The organism is Pseudomonas sp. TH15 (assembly GCF_016651105.1).
GTDB lineage: Bacteria > Pseudomonadota > Gammaproteobacteria > Pseudomonadales > Pseudomonadaceae > Aquipseudomonas.
The window spans coordinates 3,522,023-3,538,423 of the sequence record NZ_JAEKEL010000001.1; the positions used below are offsets into that span (position 1 = coordinate 3,522,023).

At 60.4% G+C, this 16,401-nt stretch carries 13 protein-coding genes; 5 read left to right on the top strand and 8 right to left on the bottom strand.

Annotation, left to right across the window (positions count from 1 at the left end; genetic code table 11):
• The first annotated feature begins 258 nt into the window (after nucleotides 1–258).
• From JFT87_RS15910 to JFT87_RS15925, 4 genes are all read left to right on the top strand, one after another.
• On the top strand, nucleotides 259–714 hold the full coding sequence (locus JFT87_RS15910; protein ID WP_201202648.1) for a (2Fe-2S)-binding protein: 456 nt from the start codon (nucleotides 259–261) through the stop codon (nucleotides 712–714).
• A 25-nt stretch (nucleotides 715–739) separates the two neighbouring features.
• On the top strand, nucleotides 740–2,908 hold the full coding sequence (locus JFT87_RS15915; RefSeq protein WP_201202651.1) for a xanthine dehydrogenase family protein molybdopterin-binding subunit: 2,169 nt from the start codon (nucleotides 740–742) through the stop codon (nucleotides 2,906–2,908).
• A 1-nt stretch (nucleotide 2,909) separates the two neighbouring features.
• Complete coding sequence (locus JFT87_RS15920; RefSeq protein ID WP_201202653.1) at nucleotides 2,910–3,488, top strand: hypothetical protein; 579 nt, start codon at nucleotides 2,910–2,912, stop codon at nucleotides 3,486–3,488.
• Between the two features lie 62 nt (nucleotides 3,489–3,550).
• On the top strand, nucleotides 3,551–4,516 hold the full coding sequence (locus JFT87_RS15925) for a GGDEF domain-containing protein (RefSeq protein ID WP_201202656.1): 966 nt from the start codon (nucleotides 3,551–3,553) through the stop codon (nucleotides 4,514–4,516).
• A gap of 176 nt (nucleotides 4,517–4,692) precedes the next feature.
• On the opposite strand, the gene fabI is transcribed toward JFT87_RS15925, so the two are convergent.
• The 8 genes from fabI to gloB form a co-directional block, all read right to left on the bottom strand.
• Nucleotides 4,693–5,487 (bottom strand): enoyl-ACP reductase FabI, encoded by a 795-nt coding sequence (gene fabI / locus JFT87_RS15930; protein ID WP_054047522.1) that lies wholly within the window; start codon nucleotides 5,485–5,487, stop codon nucleotides 4,693–4,695.
• Nucleotides 5,488–5,507: 20 nt separating this feature from the next.
• A complete protein-coding gene (locus JFT87_RS15935; protein WP_201202658.1) occupies nucleotides 5,508–7,118 on the bottom strand; it encodes an ABC transporter ATP-binding protein in 1,611 nt (536 codons plus the stop codon).
• A gap of 1 nt (nucleotide 7,119) precedes the next feature.
• Nucleotides 7,120–8,139 carry an ABC transporter permease gene (locus JFT87_RS15940; protein WP_201202660.1) on the bottom strand — a complete coding sequence of 340 codons (1,020 nt, stop codon included), beginning with the start codon at nucleotides 8,137–8,139 and terminating at the stop codon, nucleotides 7,120–7,122.
• A 1-nt stretch (nucleotide 8,140) separates the two neighbouring features.
• Entirely contained in the window at nucleotides 8,141–9,214 is a 1,074-nt protein-coding gene (locus JFT87_RS15945) for a microcin C ABC transporter permease YejB (protein ID WP_201202662.1), read from the bottom strand.
• Nucleotides 9,215–9,218: 4 nt separating this feature from the next.
• Nucleotides 9,219–11,060: an extracellular solute-binding protein gene (locus JFT87_RS15950; protein ID WP_201202665.1), complete on the bottom strand. Its 1,842-nt coding sequence runs from the start codon at nucleotides 11,058–11,060 to the stop codon at nucleotides 9,219–9,221.
• A complete protein-coding gene (locus JFT87_RS15955) occupies nucleotides 11,057–12,889 on the bottom strand; it encodes an extracellular solute-binding protein (RefSeq protein WP_201202667.1) in 1,833 nt (610 codons plus the stop codon). The genes JFT87_RS15950 and JFT87_RS15955 overlap by 4 nt, the downstream gene beginning before the upstream one ends.
• Nucleotides 12,890–13,245: 356 nt before the next feature.
• A complete protein-coding gene (locus tag JFT87_RS15960; RefSeq protein WP_201202672.1) occupies nucleotides 13,246–14,700 on the bottom strand; it encodes a transglycosylase SLT domain-containing protein in 1,455 nt (484 codons plus the stop codon).
• A gap of 99 nt (nucleotides 14,701–14,799) precedes the next feature.
• Nucleotides 14,800–15,567, bottom strand: a complete 768-nt coding sequence (gene gloB, locus JFT87_RS15965) for a hydroxyacylglutathione hydrolase (RefSeq protein WP_201202676.1) — start codon at nucleotides 15,565–15,567, stop codon at nucleotides 14,800–14,802.
• Nucleotides 15,568–15,632: 65 nt separating this feature from the next.
• Between gloB and JFT87_RS15970 the strand changes: the two genes are divergently transcribed.
• Nucleotides 15,633–16,391 (top strand): methyltransferase domain-containing protein, encoded by a 759-nt coding sequence (locus JFT87_RS15970; protein ID WP_201202678.1) that lies wholly within the window; start codon nucleotides 15,633–15,635, stop codon nucleotides 16,389–16,391.
• The last annotated feature ends 10 nt before the right edge of the window (nucleotides 16,392–16,401 follow it).

Sequence of the window (16,401 nt, forward strand, 5' to 3'; positions counted from 1 at the left end):
CTACTCCAGATCAGTAATGAATAACCCGCGCGGTGTTCGCGGACCGGTGTCGCTGTTGACGAGAGTTCTGCTGCGCTGGCTCGGTGAGAGCCGTTATCAACTGTAGGATTAAAGTCGACATCTGCATGACCGGTGGTCGCACCGTCTGGCTTCAGGCGCAAATTAGGCTTTGCTGAAAGGGATAAGCCGAGGCGCGCGTGGGCTTTTGCAGCCACAGCGACGCCCCTTCAGAACACCGTGAGTCTGAGGAAATCCGTAATGCTTACCCTGAATATCAATGGCAAGGACCAGGCACTGGACGTCCCCGCGGACATGCCATTGCTGTGGGTCTTGCGCGATGTCGCGCACCTGACCGGGACCAAATTCGGTTGCGGCATGGCCCAGTGCGGTGCCTGCACCGTGCACGTCGACGGCGCGCCGCTGCGCTCCTGTATCACTCCTGTCACGGCCGTGGCCAACGGGCAAAAAATCCTCACCATCGAAGGCCTGTCCACCGACGGTTCGCACCCGGTGCAACAAGCCTGGGCTGAGCTGGACGTGGTGCAGTGTGGTTACTGCCAGTCGGGGCAGATCATGTCGGCCGCAGCCTTGCTGGCGAAGATCCCCAAACCCACCGACAGTGACATCGATCAGGCGCTGTCCGGCAACATCTGCCGCTGCGGCACTTACCCAAGGATCCGTGCGGCGGTCAAACGCGCAGCCGAGATCGGTTGATGCCACGTCCGGGGGAATCAGTTCAATGAACAGCTTCAGTCCTGTTTCACGCCGTGGTTTTCTCAAGGGCAGTGCGGTGCTTGGCGGTGGGTTGGTGGTGGCGTTTGTCATTCCCGGCGGCCATCGTTTTGCTTTGGGCGCCGAGGATCAAGGCAATGTCTTCGCGCCGAATGCCTTCCTGCGAATCGCCAATGACAACAGCGTCACCATCCTGCTCGGCCATTCGGAAATGGGCCAGGGCATCTGGACCGGCCTGACCATGCTGATCGCCGAAGAGCTGGACGCCGACTGGTCGAAGATCCGCGTCGAACATTCACCCGCCTCGGCCAAGGATTATGGTCTGGCCGGGTTTGGCGGCATGCAGATCACTGGCGGGTCTACTTCGACCTGGATGGAGTTCGACCGCTATCGTCAGGCCGGCGCCGCCGCGCGCCTGATGTTGATCGACGCCGCCGCCAAGCGCTTCAACGTCGCGCCGTCCGAGATTCGCACCGAACCGGGCGTGGTCATCGCTGGCGACAAACGCGCGACCTACGGTGAACTGGCGGATGACGCCGGCAAGCTGCCTGTGCCGGACCCGGCCTCGATCAAGTTCAAGGACGCCAAGGACTGGAAGATCATCGGCAAACCGACCAAACGGCTCGACACCCCGGAGAAAATCACCGGTCGGGCCAAGTTCGGCATGGACGTGCAATTTGAAGGGCTGATGACCGCCATGGTCGCGCGCCCGCCGGTGTTTGGCGGCAGCGTCAAATCCTTCGAAGGCGCCGAGGCCCTGGCGGTGCCGGGGGTGCACAAAGTGGTGCAGGTGCCCACGGGCGTGGCGGTGATTGCCGATCACTACTGGGCGGCGAAACTGGGCCGCGATGCGCTGAACATCGACTGGGACCTGGGCCCGAACACCGGCCTCGACAGCGTGAAACTGCTGGAAAGCTTCCGCCAACTCGCCGCTACCCCCGGCATGCCAGCTAGTCAGGCTGGCGATGCAGCCGCCACATTGGGCAAAGCAGCAAAAACCATCGACGTTGAATACAGCGTGCCGTACCTGGCCCATGCACCAATGGAACCGCTCAACTGCACGGTGAAAATCACTGCGGACAAATGCGAAATCTGGACCGGCACCCAGTTCCAGACCCTCGATCAAATGATCGCGGGCAAGATCACCGGGCTTAAACCCGAACAGGTGGAAATCCACACCGAATTCCTCGGCGGCGGTTTTGGCCGTCGGGCCAACCCGACCTCGGATTTTGTCAGTGAAGCGGTGCAAGTCGCGAAGGCCGCCGGTATGCCGGTGAAAACCGTCTGGTCCCGGGAAGACGACATTCGTGGCGGCTATTACCGCTCGATGTTCCTGCATCAGGCGCGTATTGGTCTGGATGCGGCCGGTATGCCGCTGGCCTGGAAGCATGTGATGGTCGGGCAGTCGATCATGGACGGCACGGCGTTTGCGGCGACGATGGTCAAGGACGGCGTCGACAAAACTTCGGTAGAAGGTGTGGCCGACAGCCCTTACCTTGAAGGCATGGCCAATCATCTGGTGGAGCTGCATTCACCGAAAACCGGCATCAACGTGCTGTGGCTGCGTTCGGTTGGGCACAGCCACAACGCCTTTGTCATGGAATCGCTGATCGACGAACTGGCCACGGCCGCCGGCAAAGACCCGGTGGAATACCGCCGAACCTTGCTCAAGGACCATCCACGGCATCTGGGCGTACTGAACCTGGCCGTGGAAAAAGCTAACTGGAACGCGCCGCTGCCGGACGGTCACGCCTTGGGTGTTGCGGTGCACGAATCGTTCGGGAGCTTCGTTGCGCATGTCGCCGAAGTGTCCCAGGACAATCTGAAGATCCGCGTGCATCGGGTGGTGTGCGCGGTGGACTGCGGCATCGCGGTCAACCCCGAAAGCATCGCTGCGCAAATGGAATCTTGCGTTACCTTCGGCCTGGGGTTTGCGCTGCACAGCAAAGTGACGTTCAAGGACGGCCAGGTGGTGCAGTCCAATTACCACGATTATCAGGTGCTGCGGCTCAACGAAATGCCGGTGGTGGAGGTGCACATCGTGCCCAGTACCGACAAACCAGGCGGTATCGGCGAGGCCGGTGTGCCGCCCATGGCGCCAGCGGTGGCCAACGCAGTGTTTGCCCTGACCGGGCAACGCCTGCGGGAACTGCCGTTGCAACTGTCGGGGGTGTGAGATGAAACGACATTTGATACTGGGCGCCGTGGTGCTGATCGGACTGGGCGGCTACGCCTCGGAGCTGTTCGCCGACGATCAGGCTGCGTTGAAAGCCTTCGGGACGGTGCAGAAGGTTTTCCAGAGCCCGCGCTGCCAGAACTGCCACATCCCAGGCGATTCACCGTTGCAGTTCGACGCCGGCATCCCGCACGCGATGAACGTAGTGCGCGGCATGGACGGCAAGGGCTCCGCCGGTTTGCCCTGCGCCACCTGCCATGCCGAAAACAACCCGCCGGCCAGTTTCGGCCCCCACGCACCGCCAGGCGCGCCGCACTGGAGCCTGCCGTCCGCGGCGCACAAAATGGCCTGGATCGGCCTGCCGCCAGACAAACTCTGCGCATTGATCAAGGATCGCTCCAGCAATGGCGACCGTGATTTCGCCGCGCTGATCAAACACGTCAGCGACGACAAACTGGTGCTCTGGGGCTGGAATCCGGGTGGCAATCGGGCGCCGGTGCCGGTGCCTCACGACATTTTCGTTACCCAGTTCAAGCTCTGGGCGGACGCCGGAGGGCCGTGCCCGGTAGCGGGCATCTGAAGAGGTGAGCCTTCGGTGATTTGCGCTACGCTGAAAGGCATTGATGCCAATGGAGTGTGCTAATGCTGGTTCCAGGAAAACCCGCCAATGAAGCTGCGCGAATTCAAGTGCTGCAGGGCCTCGACCTTCTCGATTCGGCGCCGGAAGAGCGCTTCGACCGACTGACTCGGCTGGCCAGGCGCCTGTTCAATGTGCCAATTGCACTGGTCACGCTGGTCGACAGTAACCGGCAGTGGTTCAAGTCCTGCGTGGGGCTGGATGCCACTGAAACCCCGCGAGATGTTTCCTTCTGCGGTCACGCGATACTGCAGAACGACCTTCTGCTGGTGCCCGACGCCAGGGAGGATGTGCGCTTTCATGACAATCCGCTGGTGACGGGCGAACCGAATATTCGCTTCTACGCCGGTTATCCGCTGACGGTGCCCAACGGCAACAAAATGGGCACGTTGTGCCTGATCGACACCAAGCCCCGCGATCTCGATGAAGAAGAACGCGCGTTGTTGCGAGATCTGGCGGAAATGGCCGAGCAAGAGCTGACGGCGGTGCAGATGGCGAGCATGGACGAGCTGACGTTGCTGTCCAACCGTCGCGGCTTCAAACAGCTGGCTCAGCATGCACTCGACACTTGCTCGCGTCTGGACAAGGCGGCGACGCTGCTGTTTTTCGACCTCAATGACTTCAAGCAGATCAACGACCTCTATGGCCATGCCGAGGGCGACAGCGCGCTGAAGACCTTTGCCGATGTGCTGCGCATAGCTTTTCGCGAGAGCGATGTGGTCGGGCGCTTGGGCGGCGATGAGTTTGTCGCGTTGCTGACCGGATCGAGCCGTATCGAAACCAACACGATCATGGCGCGCCTCAAGGAAATTCTTGAAGAGCGCAACGCCACGCTGCACCGTGGTTATGCGATTCGCTTCAGCGTCGGCCAGATCGAATACGACGCCAAACGCCACGACACCGTCGATCGCTTGCTCGCCGACGCCGACGGCGCCATGTACGCCCATAAGCAGGCCCTGAAGCGTTGTTAGTGAATGCGCCGCAGATCCCCTGTAGGAGCGAGCCTGCTCGCGAAAGCGCTGTGTCAGGCGATAAACAGGTGACTGAATGGACGCTTTCGCGAGCAGGCTCGCTCCCACAGGGGAGAGTGTTGCGGGCATAAAAAAACCCGCCTGAAGCGGCGGGTTTTTTATGGGCCAGGCGAAGATTACTCTTCGATGTTGCCCATGGCGGTGGTGTTGAAGCCGCCGTCTACGTACATGATTTCGCCGCTGATGCCCGACGCCAGGTCGGAGCACAGGAAGGCGCCGGCGTTGCCGACTTCGTCGATGGTGACGTTGCGACGCAGCGGGGTTTGCGCTTCGTTGGCGGCCAGCATCTTACGGAAGTTCTTGATGCCGGAAGCGGCGAGGGTGCGGATCGGGCCAGCCGATACAGCGTTGACGCGGGTGCCTTCCGGGCCCAGGGAGCCGGCCAGGTAACGAACGCCAGCTTCCAGGGAAGCCTTGGCCATGCCCATTACGTTGTAGTTCGGCATGGTGCGCTCGGCGCCCAGGTACGACAGGGTCAGCAGGCTGCCATTGCGGCCTTTCATCATTTCGCGACCAGCCTTGGCCAGGGCCACGAAGCTGTAGGCGCTGATGTCGTGAGCGATGCGGAAACCTTCACGGGTGGTGGCTTCGGTGAAGTCGCCGTCCAGTTGGTCGCCCGGAGCGAAGCCGACGGAGTGAACGATCACGTCCAGGCCATCCCACTTCTTGCTCAGTTCTTCGAAGACCTTGGCGATTTCTTCATCGCTGGCCACGTCGCACGGGAAGCACAGCTCAGGGCTCGAGCCCCAGCCTTGTGCGAATTCTTCGACACGACCCTTGAGTTTGTCGTTCTGATAAGTGAAGGCAAGCTCAGCGCCCTCGCGATGCATGGCGGCAGCGATGCCGGATGCGATGGACAGCTTGCTGGCGACACCGACGATCAGTACGCGCTTACCGGCGAGAAAACCCATGTGTTGCTCCTCTTTTCAGGTTATTGCGCAGTGGCTGGTGCCAGGAAAGCGGCTTCCAGCAACTGCTGTGTATACGGATGTTGGGGGGCGGCAAAGATACTTTGCGCGTCTCCCTGTTCGACCACTTGGCCATGCTTGACCACCATCAACTGGTGGCTCAGCGCTTTGACGACAGCCAGGTCATGGCTGATAAACAGATACGTCAGGTTGTACTTGGTTTGCAGTGAACGCAAAAGCTCCACCACTTGGCGCTGGACTGTCCGGTCGAGGGCCGAAGTCGGCTCGTCCAACAGTATCAACGCCGGTTTTAGCACTAATGCCCGGGCAATGGCGATTCTCTGCCGTTGCCCGCCGGAAAATTCATGGGGGTAGCGGTTCCGGGTTTCCGGGTCCAGGCCTACCTCCTTCAATGCCGCAATAATCGCTTGTTCCTGTTCCGCCTCGGTGCCCATCTTGTGAATCCGCAGGCCTTCGCCGACGATCTGGCTCACGCACATCCGTGGGCTCAGGCTGCCGAACGGGTCCTGGAACACCACCTGCATCTCCCGGCGCAACGGCCGAACCTCGCTCTGCGTCAGGCAGTCTAGCTGCTTGCCTTCAAAACGGATGCCGCCCTTGCTGCCGATCAACCTCAAAATCGCCAAACCGAGTGTCGATTTGCCGGAACCGCTTTCTCCCACAATCCCCAGAGTCTGGCCCTGGGGCAGGCTGAAATTGATCCCGTCGACCGCTTTGACGTAATCCACCGTGGTTTTCAAGAAGCCTTTCTTGATCGGAAACCATACTTTCAGGTCCTCGACTTGCAGCAATGGCGGGCCGATTACATTGGTCGCCGGCTTGCCGCTGGGCTCCGCTGCCAGCAGTTCCCGAGTGTACGGATGCTGCGGCGCGCGGAACAACTCTTCGCACGATGCCTGTTCGACGATGCAACCGCGCTGCATGACACATACGCGATGCGCAATTCTTCGCACAAGGTTCAAATCGTGACTGATCAGTAACAACGCCATGCCCAAACGGGCCTGTAATTCCTTGAGCAATTCGAGGATTTTCAGCTGAACGGTCACGTCCAAAGCGGTGGTTGGCTCGTCGGCTATTAGCAGTTCCGGCTCGTTGGCCAGGGCCATGGCGATCATTACCCGTTGCCGCTGGCCGCCGGACAATTCGTGAGGCAGGGCCTTGAGGCGCTTGTGCGGCTCGGGGATGCCGACCATCTCCAGCAGCTCCAGCGTGCGCTTGGTCGCGACTTTGCCGGTCAAACCCTTGTGAATGCCCAGCACCTCATTGATCTGCTTCTCGATTGAGTGCAGCGGATTGAGCGAGGTCATCGGCTCCTGGAAGATCATCGCGATCCGGTTACCACGGATGTGACGGATGGTTTTCTCTTTCAGGCTCAGCAGGTCTTGCCCGGAATATTCGATGGTGCCGGACGGGTGCCGGGCGAGCGGGTAGGGCAGCAGGCGCAGGATCGAGTGCGCGGTCACCGATTTTCCGGAGCCGCTTTCGCCCACCAAGGCCAGGGTTTCGCCGCGCTTGATATCGAAGCTGACGCCTTCGACCACCCGCTGCACGCGCTCGCCGACGACGAATTCGACGGCGAGGTCGCGCACTTCGATCAGATTGTCCTGATTCATTTCACTTCCTCGGGTCGAAGGCATCGCGAGCGGACTCGCCGATAAACACCAGCAAACTCAACATCAACGCCAGTACCGCAAACGCGCTCATGCCGAGCCACGGCGCCTGCAGGTTGGATTTGCCCTGGGCCACCAGTTCGCCGAGCGACGGGCTGCCGGCCGGCAAACCGAAACCGAGGAAGTCCAGCGCCGTCAGCGTGCCAATGGCGCCGGTCAGGATGAACGGCATGAAGGTCATGGTCGAGACCATGGCGTTGGGCAGGATGTGGCGGAACATGATTCCGCCATTCTGCATCCCCAGCGCCCGGGCCGCGCGCACGTATTCAAGGTTACGGCCACGGAGGAACTCGGCACGGACCACGTCCACCAGGCTCATCCACGAAAACAGCAGCATGATCCCCAGCAACCACCAGAAGTTCGGCTGGACGAAACTGGCGAGGATGATCAGCAGATAGAGCACCGGCAGCCCGGACCAGATCTCGAGGAAACGCTGCCCGGCCAGATCGACCCAGCCGCCATAGAAACCCTGCAAGGCCCCGGCGATCACGCCGATGATCGAGCTGAGAATGGTCAGCGTCAGGGCAAACAACACCGAAATCCGGAAGCCGTAAATCACTCGGGCCAACACATCGCGGCCCTGATCGTCGGTGCCCAGCAGGTTGTCTGCCGAGGGCGGTGCCGGGGCCGGGACTTTCAGGTCGTAGTTGATGCTCTGGTAGCTGTAAGGGATCGGCGCCCACAGAATCCAGGCGTCCTTGGCCTTGAGCAGTTCGCGGATGTAAGGGCTCTTGTAGTTGGCTTCCAGCGGGAATTCACCGCCGAAGGTGGTTTCCGGGTAGCGCTTGAGTGCCGGGAAATACCAACTGTTGTCGTAATGCACGACCAGCGGTTTGTCGTTGGCAATCAATTCGGCACCGAGGCTGGCGCCGAACAGGATCAGAAACAGCCACAGCGACCACCAGCCACGCTTGTTGGCCTTGAACAATTCGAAACGACGGCGATTGAGGGGAGACAGGTTCATCTCAATGCTCCCGGTGTTCGAAGTCGATACGCGGATCGACCAGGGTGTAGGTGAGGTCGCCGATCAGTTTCACCACCAGCCCCAACAACGTGAAGATAAACAACGTGCCGAAGACCACCGGGTAATCGCGGTTGATCGCCGCTTCAAAACTCATCAGGCCGAGGCCGTCGAGGGAGAAAATCACTTCCACCAGCAGCGAGCCGGTAAAGAAAATGCCGATGAACGCCGACGGGAACCCGGCGATCACCAACAGCATGGCGTTGCGGAATACGTGGCCGTAAAGCACTCGGTGATTGGTCAGGCCCTTGGCTTTCGCGGTGACCACGTACTGCTTGTTGATTTCATCAAGGAAGCTGTTTTTGGTCAGCAAGGTCATGGTCGCGAAGTTGCCGATCACCAGCGCCGTCACCGGCAGGGCCAGGTGCCAGAAGTAATCGAGAATCTTGCCGCCCATGCTCAGTTCGGCGAAGTTGTTCGAGGTCAGGCCCCGTAGCGGGAACCAGTCGAAATAACTACCGCCAGCAAACACCACGATCAGCAGGATGGCAAACAGGAACGCCGGGATTGCGTAACCGACGATGATCGCCGAACTGGTCCAGACGTCGAAATGGCTGCCGTGTCGCGTGGCCTTGGCGATCCCCAGCGGGATCGATACCAGGTACATGATCAGCGTGCTCCACAGCCCGAGGGAGATCGACACCGGCATCTTTTCCTTGATCAGGTCGATGACCTTCGCGTCGCGGAAGAAGCTGTCGCCGAAATCCAGGGTCGCGTAGTTCTTGACCATGATCCACAAGCGTTCCGGCGCCGATTTGTCGAAGCCGTACATGTGCTCGATTTCCTTGACCAGCGCCGGGTCCAGGCCCTGGGCGCCGCGATAGGCCGAGCCTGCCACCGAGACTTCGGCACCGCCACCGGCGATGCGGCTGGTGGCGCCTTCAAAGCCTTCGAGCTTGGCGATCATCTGTTCCACCGGGCCACCGGGAGCGGCCTGGATGATCAGGAAATTGATCAGCAAAATACCGAACAAGGTCGGGATGATCAGCAGCAGTCGCCGAAAAATATACGCCAGCATCTGATTACTCCGTGCCCGCAGGGTCGGCTTGCAGTTTGGTTTCGACTTCTACAGCCGGTTTTGCGTCAGGCTTGACCCACCAGGTGGCGATGCCGACGTCGTACTTGGGTGAAATTTTTGGGTGGCCGATGTGGTTCCAGTAGGCCACGCGCCAGGTCTTGATGTGCCAGTTGGGGATCACGTAATAACCCCATTGCAGCACGCGGTCCAGCGCCCGGGCGTGGGCTACCAGGCTTTTACGCGAATCGGCGTTGATCAGTTCCTCGACCAATTGATCGACGATCGGATCCTTCAAACCCATGGTGTTGCGGCTGCTGGCCTTGTCGGCGGCGGCGCTCATCCAGTATTCGCGCTGCTCGTTACCTGGCGAGTTGGATTGCGGGAAACTGCCGACCATCATGTCGAAATCCCGCGAGCGCACGCGGTTGATGTACTGCGAGACGTCAACCCGGCGAATCACCAGATCGATGCCGAGGTCACTGAGGTTACGCTTGAGCGGCAGCAATACACGTTCGAACTCGGTCTGCGCCAGCAGAAACTCGATGACCACCGGTTTGCCCGTGGCGTCGACCATTTTGTCATCGACGATCCGCCAGCCGGCCTCTTGCAACAACTGATAGGCCTTGCGTTGCTGGGTGCGAATCATGCCGCTGGCGTCGGTCGTCGGGTTTTGGAACGCCTCGCTGAACACCTCGGCCGGCAGCTTGCTGCGGAACGGATCGAGGATTGCCAGTTGATCGGCGTCCGGCAGGCCGGTGGCGGCCATTTCCGAGTTTTCGAAGAAACTGCGAGTGCGCGCATAGGCGCCGTTGAACAGTTGCTTGTTGGTCCATTCAAAATCCAGCAGCAACGTCAGGGCCTGACGCACGCGGATGTCCTGGAACACCGGGCGACGCAGGTTGAACACGAAGCCTTGCATGCCCGTCGGGTTGCCGTTGGGAATCTGTTCCTTGATCAACCGACCTTCGGTAACGGCCGGGATGTTGTAGGCATTGGCCCAGTTCTTCGCGGTCATCTCCAGCCAGTAATCGAACTGCCCGGCCTTGAGTGCTTCGAGGGCCACGGTGTTGTCGCGGTAATAGTCGGAGGTCATCACGTCGAAGTTGTAGAAACCACGGTTTACCGGCAGGTCTTTGCCCCAGTAATCCTTGACCCGTTCGTAACGCACCGACCGCCCGGCCTTCAATTCGCTGACCTTGTAGGGGCCGCTGCCCAGCGGGATTTCCAGGTTGCCCTTGTTGAAGTCGCGGGTCGCCCACCAATGTTTTGGCAGCACCGGCAACTGGCCGAGGATCAGCGGCAGTTCGCGGTTGTTGTTGTGCTTGAATTTGAAAAGCACCGTCAGCGGGTCTTCGGCGACCACCTCCGCGACGTCGCTGTAGTAGCCGCGATACAGCGGGGCGCCGTCCTTGATCAGGGTCTCGAAACTGAACACCACGTCTTCGGCGCGCACCGGGTGACCGTCGTGGAACCGCGCTTCCGGGCGCAGGTAGAAGCGCACCCAGCTGTTGTCCGGGGCCTTCTCGATCTTGCCGGCGATCAACCCGTATTCGGTGAACGGTTCGTCCAGGCCTTGCTTGGCCAGGGTGTCGTAGATCATCCCGATATCGTCGGCCGGCACGCCTTTGCTGATGAACGGGTTGAGGCTGTCGAAGCCGCCGAAACCGGCCTGGCGGAAGATCCCGCCCTTGGGCGCGTCCGGGTTGACGTAATCGAAGTGCTTGAAGTCGGCCGGGTATTTCGGCGGCTCGTTGTACAGGGTCAGGGCATGTTGCGGGGCGGCGCAGGCCAGCCCGGCGAACAACAGACCGCTGGCCTGCAAGAGCAGAGCGCGTACGGGGTTCATTGACCTTTCTCCGAAGATTTCAGCCACCACGCAGAAATGCCCAGGGTGTAGGGCGGCGTGGTGACGAAGGCGAACCGGTTGCGGTAGGCCAGGCGATGATAATTAAGGTACCAGTTGGGAATGCTGTAGTGCTGCCACAGCAGCACCCGGTCGAGGGCCTTGCCGGCGGCGACCTGTTCATCGCGAGTCTGCGCGGCGAGCAGTTGCTCAAGCAAATGATCGACTACCGGGTTGGCGATGCCCGCGTAGTTTTTACTGCCCTTGACCCCGGCCTGGCTGGAATGGAAGTACTGCCATTGCTCCAGTCCCGGGCTGAGGGTCTGGTTGAGGGTCATCAGGATCATGTCGAAATCGAACTGATCCAGGCGTTGTTTGTACTGGGCGCGATCCACCGTACGCAGCCGGGCGTCGATGCCGATGCTGGCGAGGTTCTCGACGTAGGGCTGAAGGATGCGTTCCAGGTTTGGGTTGACCAGCAGAATCTCAAACCGCAGCGGCTGGCCTTTGGCGTTTTCGACCCGTTGGCCGTTGAGCTTCCAGCCGGCCTCGTTGAGCAGGCCCAAGGCTTTGCGCAAGGTTTCCCGGGGGATGCCGCGGCCGTCGGTCTGCGGCAGGCTGAAGGGCTCGATGAAGAGCTTGGCGGGCAACTGTTCGCGATAGGGCTTGAGCATCAGCCATTCGTGACCAACCGGCAGGCCGGTGGCCTCGAATTCACTGTTGGGGTAGTAACTGGTGGCGCGCTTGTAGGCGCCGCTGAACAGCGTGCGATTGGTCCACTCGAAATCGAACATCAGCCCCAGCGCTTCGCGGACCTTGACCTCGGAAAAAGTCGGGCGCCGGGTATTCATGAACAGGCCCTGGCTCTGGGTCGGGATCTGGTGCGGGATCTGCGCCTTGATCACATCGCCACGGGTGACGGCCGGGAAGTTATAACCGTTGTCCCAGTTCTTCGCCTGATGCTCGATGTAGATGTCGAATTCGCCGGCCTTGAAGGCTTCGAAGGCCACGTCGCTGTCGCGGTAGAACTCGACTTCCATGCGGTCGAAGTTGTACTTGCCGCGATTGACCGCCAGGTCCTTGCCCCAGTAATCCTTGACCCGTTCGAAGATGATCTGCCGCCCCGGTTGCACCGAGGTGATGCGATACGGCCCGCTGCCCAGTGGCGGCTCGAAGGTGGTGGCCTTGAAGTCGCGACCTTTCCAGTAATGCTGGGGCAGCACCGGCAACTCGCCCAGACGCAGGATCTGCAACGGATTGCCGGCGCGCTTGAAGACAAAGCGAATGCGTTGCGGGTTTAGGATGTCGACCCGCAGCACTTCCTGGAGGGCGGTGCGGTACTGCGGATGGCCTTCCTTGAGCAGCAACCGGTAGGAAAACGCCACGTCGTAAGCGGTGATCGGCGTGCCATCGTGGAAACGCGCTTCAGGGCGCAGGTTGAACACCACCCAGCTGCGGTCCTCGCTGTATTCCACCGATTGGGCGATCAGGCCATAGCTGGACGTTGGCTCGTCGCCGGACGGCGCGTACTGGCCGGTGCCGACCATCAGCGGTTCGTTGAGCTCGTTGATGCCGTATTGCAGGAAATTCGGGGTGGAAACCGGGCTTGAGCCCTTGAAGGTGTAAGGGTTGAGCGTATCGAAGGTGCCAAACGCCATCACCCGCAACGTACCGCCCTTGGGCGCTTGCGGGTTGACCCAGTCGAAGTGGGTAAATCTGGCCGGGTACTTGAGCGTGCCGAACTGCGCATAACCATGGCTTTCGCTGATCGTCGCGCTTGCGGGTGAGCTCAAGGCCAGGCTGATCAGGAGCAGGAGGAGGGCGCGCTTCAAGTCAGAGATCCGATCCAGGCGGCTTGGGCTTTGTGGGCCGTACAGTAACAGCTTGTATCGACAGGAAAAAGACAGGGGGTTAATGCCGGGTTAATCGTTTGCGCGAAGAGCCCCTCACCCTAACCCTCTCCCAGAGGGAGAGGGGACTGAATGGGGGATATTGTGGAGGTGCGCCGACTGGAAATTACTTTGCCGAATCCGTAATCGACTGGATCTTTCAGGTCGATGCAAGACACAAGACACCTCGGTCGGCCCCCTCTCCCTCCGGGAGAGGGCTGGGGTGAGGGTAATGCTTAAACAGAGCACCACAAAAACATCACCCAAAAAAAGCCCCCGAAAACTCAGGGGCTCTTCTGTCAGTGCGGCTGATAAACCGTCAGCATCTGACCTGGCTTCAGCGCCTGGCCAACCCGCGGGTTCCAGCGCTTGAGGTGTTGCATTTCAACGTTGAAACGCTTGGCGACCATGTACAGCGAGTCGCCTTGCTTGACCTTGTATTGGGTTTGCTCCGTCTTGCTGGTGGTCTTGCCGTTCGCCTTGGAGTTGGCTGCCACGACGGTGTTGACGCGACCGGCGCTACGTTTGGTGGTGTCCCGCATGACCAGGGTCTGGCCGACCTTGAGGTTCTTGCCGGTCATCTTGTTCCAGCGTTGCAGGTCTTTGACATCGACCTTGTTCGCTTTGGCGATGGTCGCCAGGTTGTCGCCACGTTTGACGCGATAGGCGCGCTTGAGTTTGGCGATTTCGTTGTCGTCGGCACCTTCGAACACTGGTTTGAGTGGTCGCGAGCTGATCAGCTCTTCGGGGCGCATGGTCGACAGGCTGGCAGTCAGCAGTTGCGCCTTGGACGTCGGCACCAGCAAATGCTGGGGACCGTCGATGGTGGTGCGCTGCTTGAAGGCCGGGTTGAGCTGGAACAGTTCGTCTTCGTCGATGTTGGCCACCGCGGCAACCTTGGACAGGTCCATGCGCTGGTTGATTTCGACGACCTGGAAGTACGGTTCGTTGGCGATCGGGCTGAGGTTCACGCCGTAGGCTTCCGGCGACAGCACCACTTGCGACAGGGCCAGCAACTTCGGCACGTAGGCCTGGGTTTCGGCCGGCAGCGGCAGGTTCCAGTAGTCGGTTGGCAAACCAAGCTTCTCGTTACGCTCGATGGCCCGGCTGACCGTGCCTTCGCCGGCGTTATAAGCAGCGAGGGCCAGCAACCAGTCACCGTTGAACATGTCGTGCAGGCGGGTCAGGTAATCCATGGCCGCGGTGGTCGAGGCGGTAATGTCGCGACGGCCATCATAGAAACGGGTTTGACGCAGGTTGTAGTAACGCCCGGTGGAAGGGATGAATTGCCAAAGGCCCACCGCGTCGGCCCGGGAATAGGCCATCGGGTTGTAGGCGCTTTCAATCACTGGCAGCAGCGCCAGTTCCAGCGGCATGTTGCGTTCTTCAAGGCGTTCGATGATGTAGTGGATGTACAGGCTGCCGCGTTCGCCGGCGTTTTCGAGGAAGGACGGGTTGCTGGCGAACCACAGTCGTTGTTGCTCGATACGCGGGTTGACGCCCAGGCCATCCTGCAGTTGGAAGCCTTGGCGCATGCGCTCCCAGACGTCCTGAGGTACTTGTGGAGTAGGTTTTTCGCTGAGCCAGATAGGTTTTTGCTTGGCTCGAGCGGCGATATTCGGAGTGTGGGCCGCGTCGGTCTGCGGCACATGGCTTGAACAGCCCGCCAAAGTGGCGGACACAGCCACCGCTATGGCTTGAGCCAAGCGGGTCAATGCGTCTGAATTGATGGCTTTACGAATAGATGACGACATTGGCTGGAAGTAAGTTCCGGGCAAAAATGTCGGGGGATTCTAGAAAGCGTACCCGTCGCGGTCAACCATTCAGAATTTTTGTACCAATAGGTAGCCTGCTTAGAACTTATCTTTCCACGCTCGCAAGGCAGCAAAAACCGCACTCGGGACCCGGTTATTGGTTCCATTCCGTTCGTCCACTTTTTCTTTAACGGATGTTTCGCTGACACGTAAAAATGGGTTGGTGAGCTTTTCCAGGGCGATTGTCGAAGGCAATGTCATGACCCCGGCTTCGCGCTGAGCAGTGACTTTGGCCAGCCGTTCGGCGGTGTCCGGATTACCCGGTTCGACTGCTGCGGCAAACTTCAGGTTGCTGAGGGTGTATTCGTGGGTGCAATAGACCAGCGTATCCTCAGGCAAGGACGCCAGGCGCGTCAGCGAGGTGTGCATCTGCTCCGGCGTGCCTTCGAACAACCGGCCGCAACCGGCGGCGAACAGGGTGTCGCCGCAAAACAGCAGGCCGTGGTGATAAAAGGCGATGTGCCCCAGAGTGTGGCCGGGGACGGCGAACACATCGAAGTCCCAGCCGAGCACGTTGATGCGGTCGTTGTCCTTGAGCGCGACGTCCCGTGCCGGGATGGTTTCGCTGGCGGGGCCGTAGACAGTTGCGTCAGTCGCTTTTTTCAGCTGTTCGACGCCGCCGACATGGTCATGATGGTGGTGAGTGATCAGAATATCGCTGAGCACCCAGCCCGGATGCGCCGCCAGCCAGGCCTGGACCGGCGCGGCGTCGCCCGGATCGACCACGGCGCAGCGTTGGGTGCGGTGGTCCTGCAACAACCAGATGTAGTTGTCGGTGAAGGCGGGTAGGGCACTGATCTGTATCATCGTCGGATTCGCCAAGCGGAAAACAATGGCGCATCTTAGAACTTCCTGGCGCTTTGGAGAATGCAATGACCGATAAAGCGTTCGCTCAGGCTGATCCTGACTGGCTGGCATTGATCAGCGCGGCCCGTGAATGGCTGTCCGGCCCCATTGGGCAATTTCTGCTGGACGAAGAACGGCGCATGCTCGAAGACGAGTTGGGTCGGTTCTTCGGCGGCTACCTGGTGCACTACGGCCCGCAGGCCGAGACACCGCCGTCCGCGCCGCAAGTGCAGCGTAACGTACGCCTCGGCGCGCCATTGCCCGGCGTCGAGATCGTCTGCGAAGAACAGGCCTGGCCCTTGAGCGAGCACGCCGCGGACGTGGTGGTGTTGCAGCATGGGCTGGATTTCTGCCTGTCGCCCCACGGTTTGCTGCGCGAAGCGGCGAGCAGTGTGCGGCCCGGCGGGCATTTGCTGATCGTCGGTATCAATCCATGGAGCGCTTGGGGCTTGCGCCACGTCTTTGCCAACGACGCCATGCGCCAGGCCCGTTGTATTTCGCCATCGCGGGTCAGCGACTGGTTGAACCTGCTGGGCTTCGCGCTGGAGAAACGCCGCTTCGGGTGCTATCGTCCGCCGCTTGCGTCGCCCACATGGCAGGCCCGTCTGGCGGGTTGGGAGCGCAAGGCTGGTGACTGGCAGCTATCGGGCGGCGGCTTCTATTTATTGGTCGCGCGCAAGATCGTGGTCGGCCTGCGGCCGGTGCGCCAGGAACGGCGCGAACCGATGGGCAAGTTGATTCCATTGCCTATGGCCAAGGTCAATCGTCGCCACATCGAGCCATAAACACTCTTTA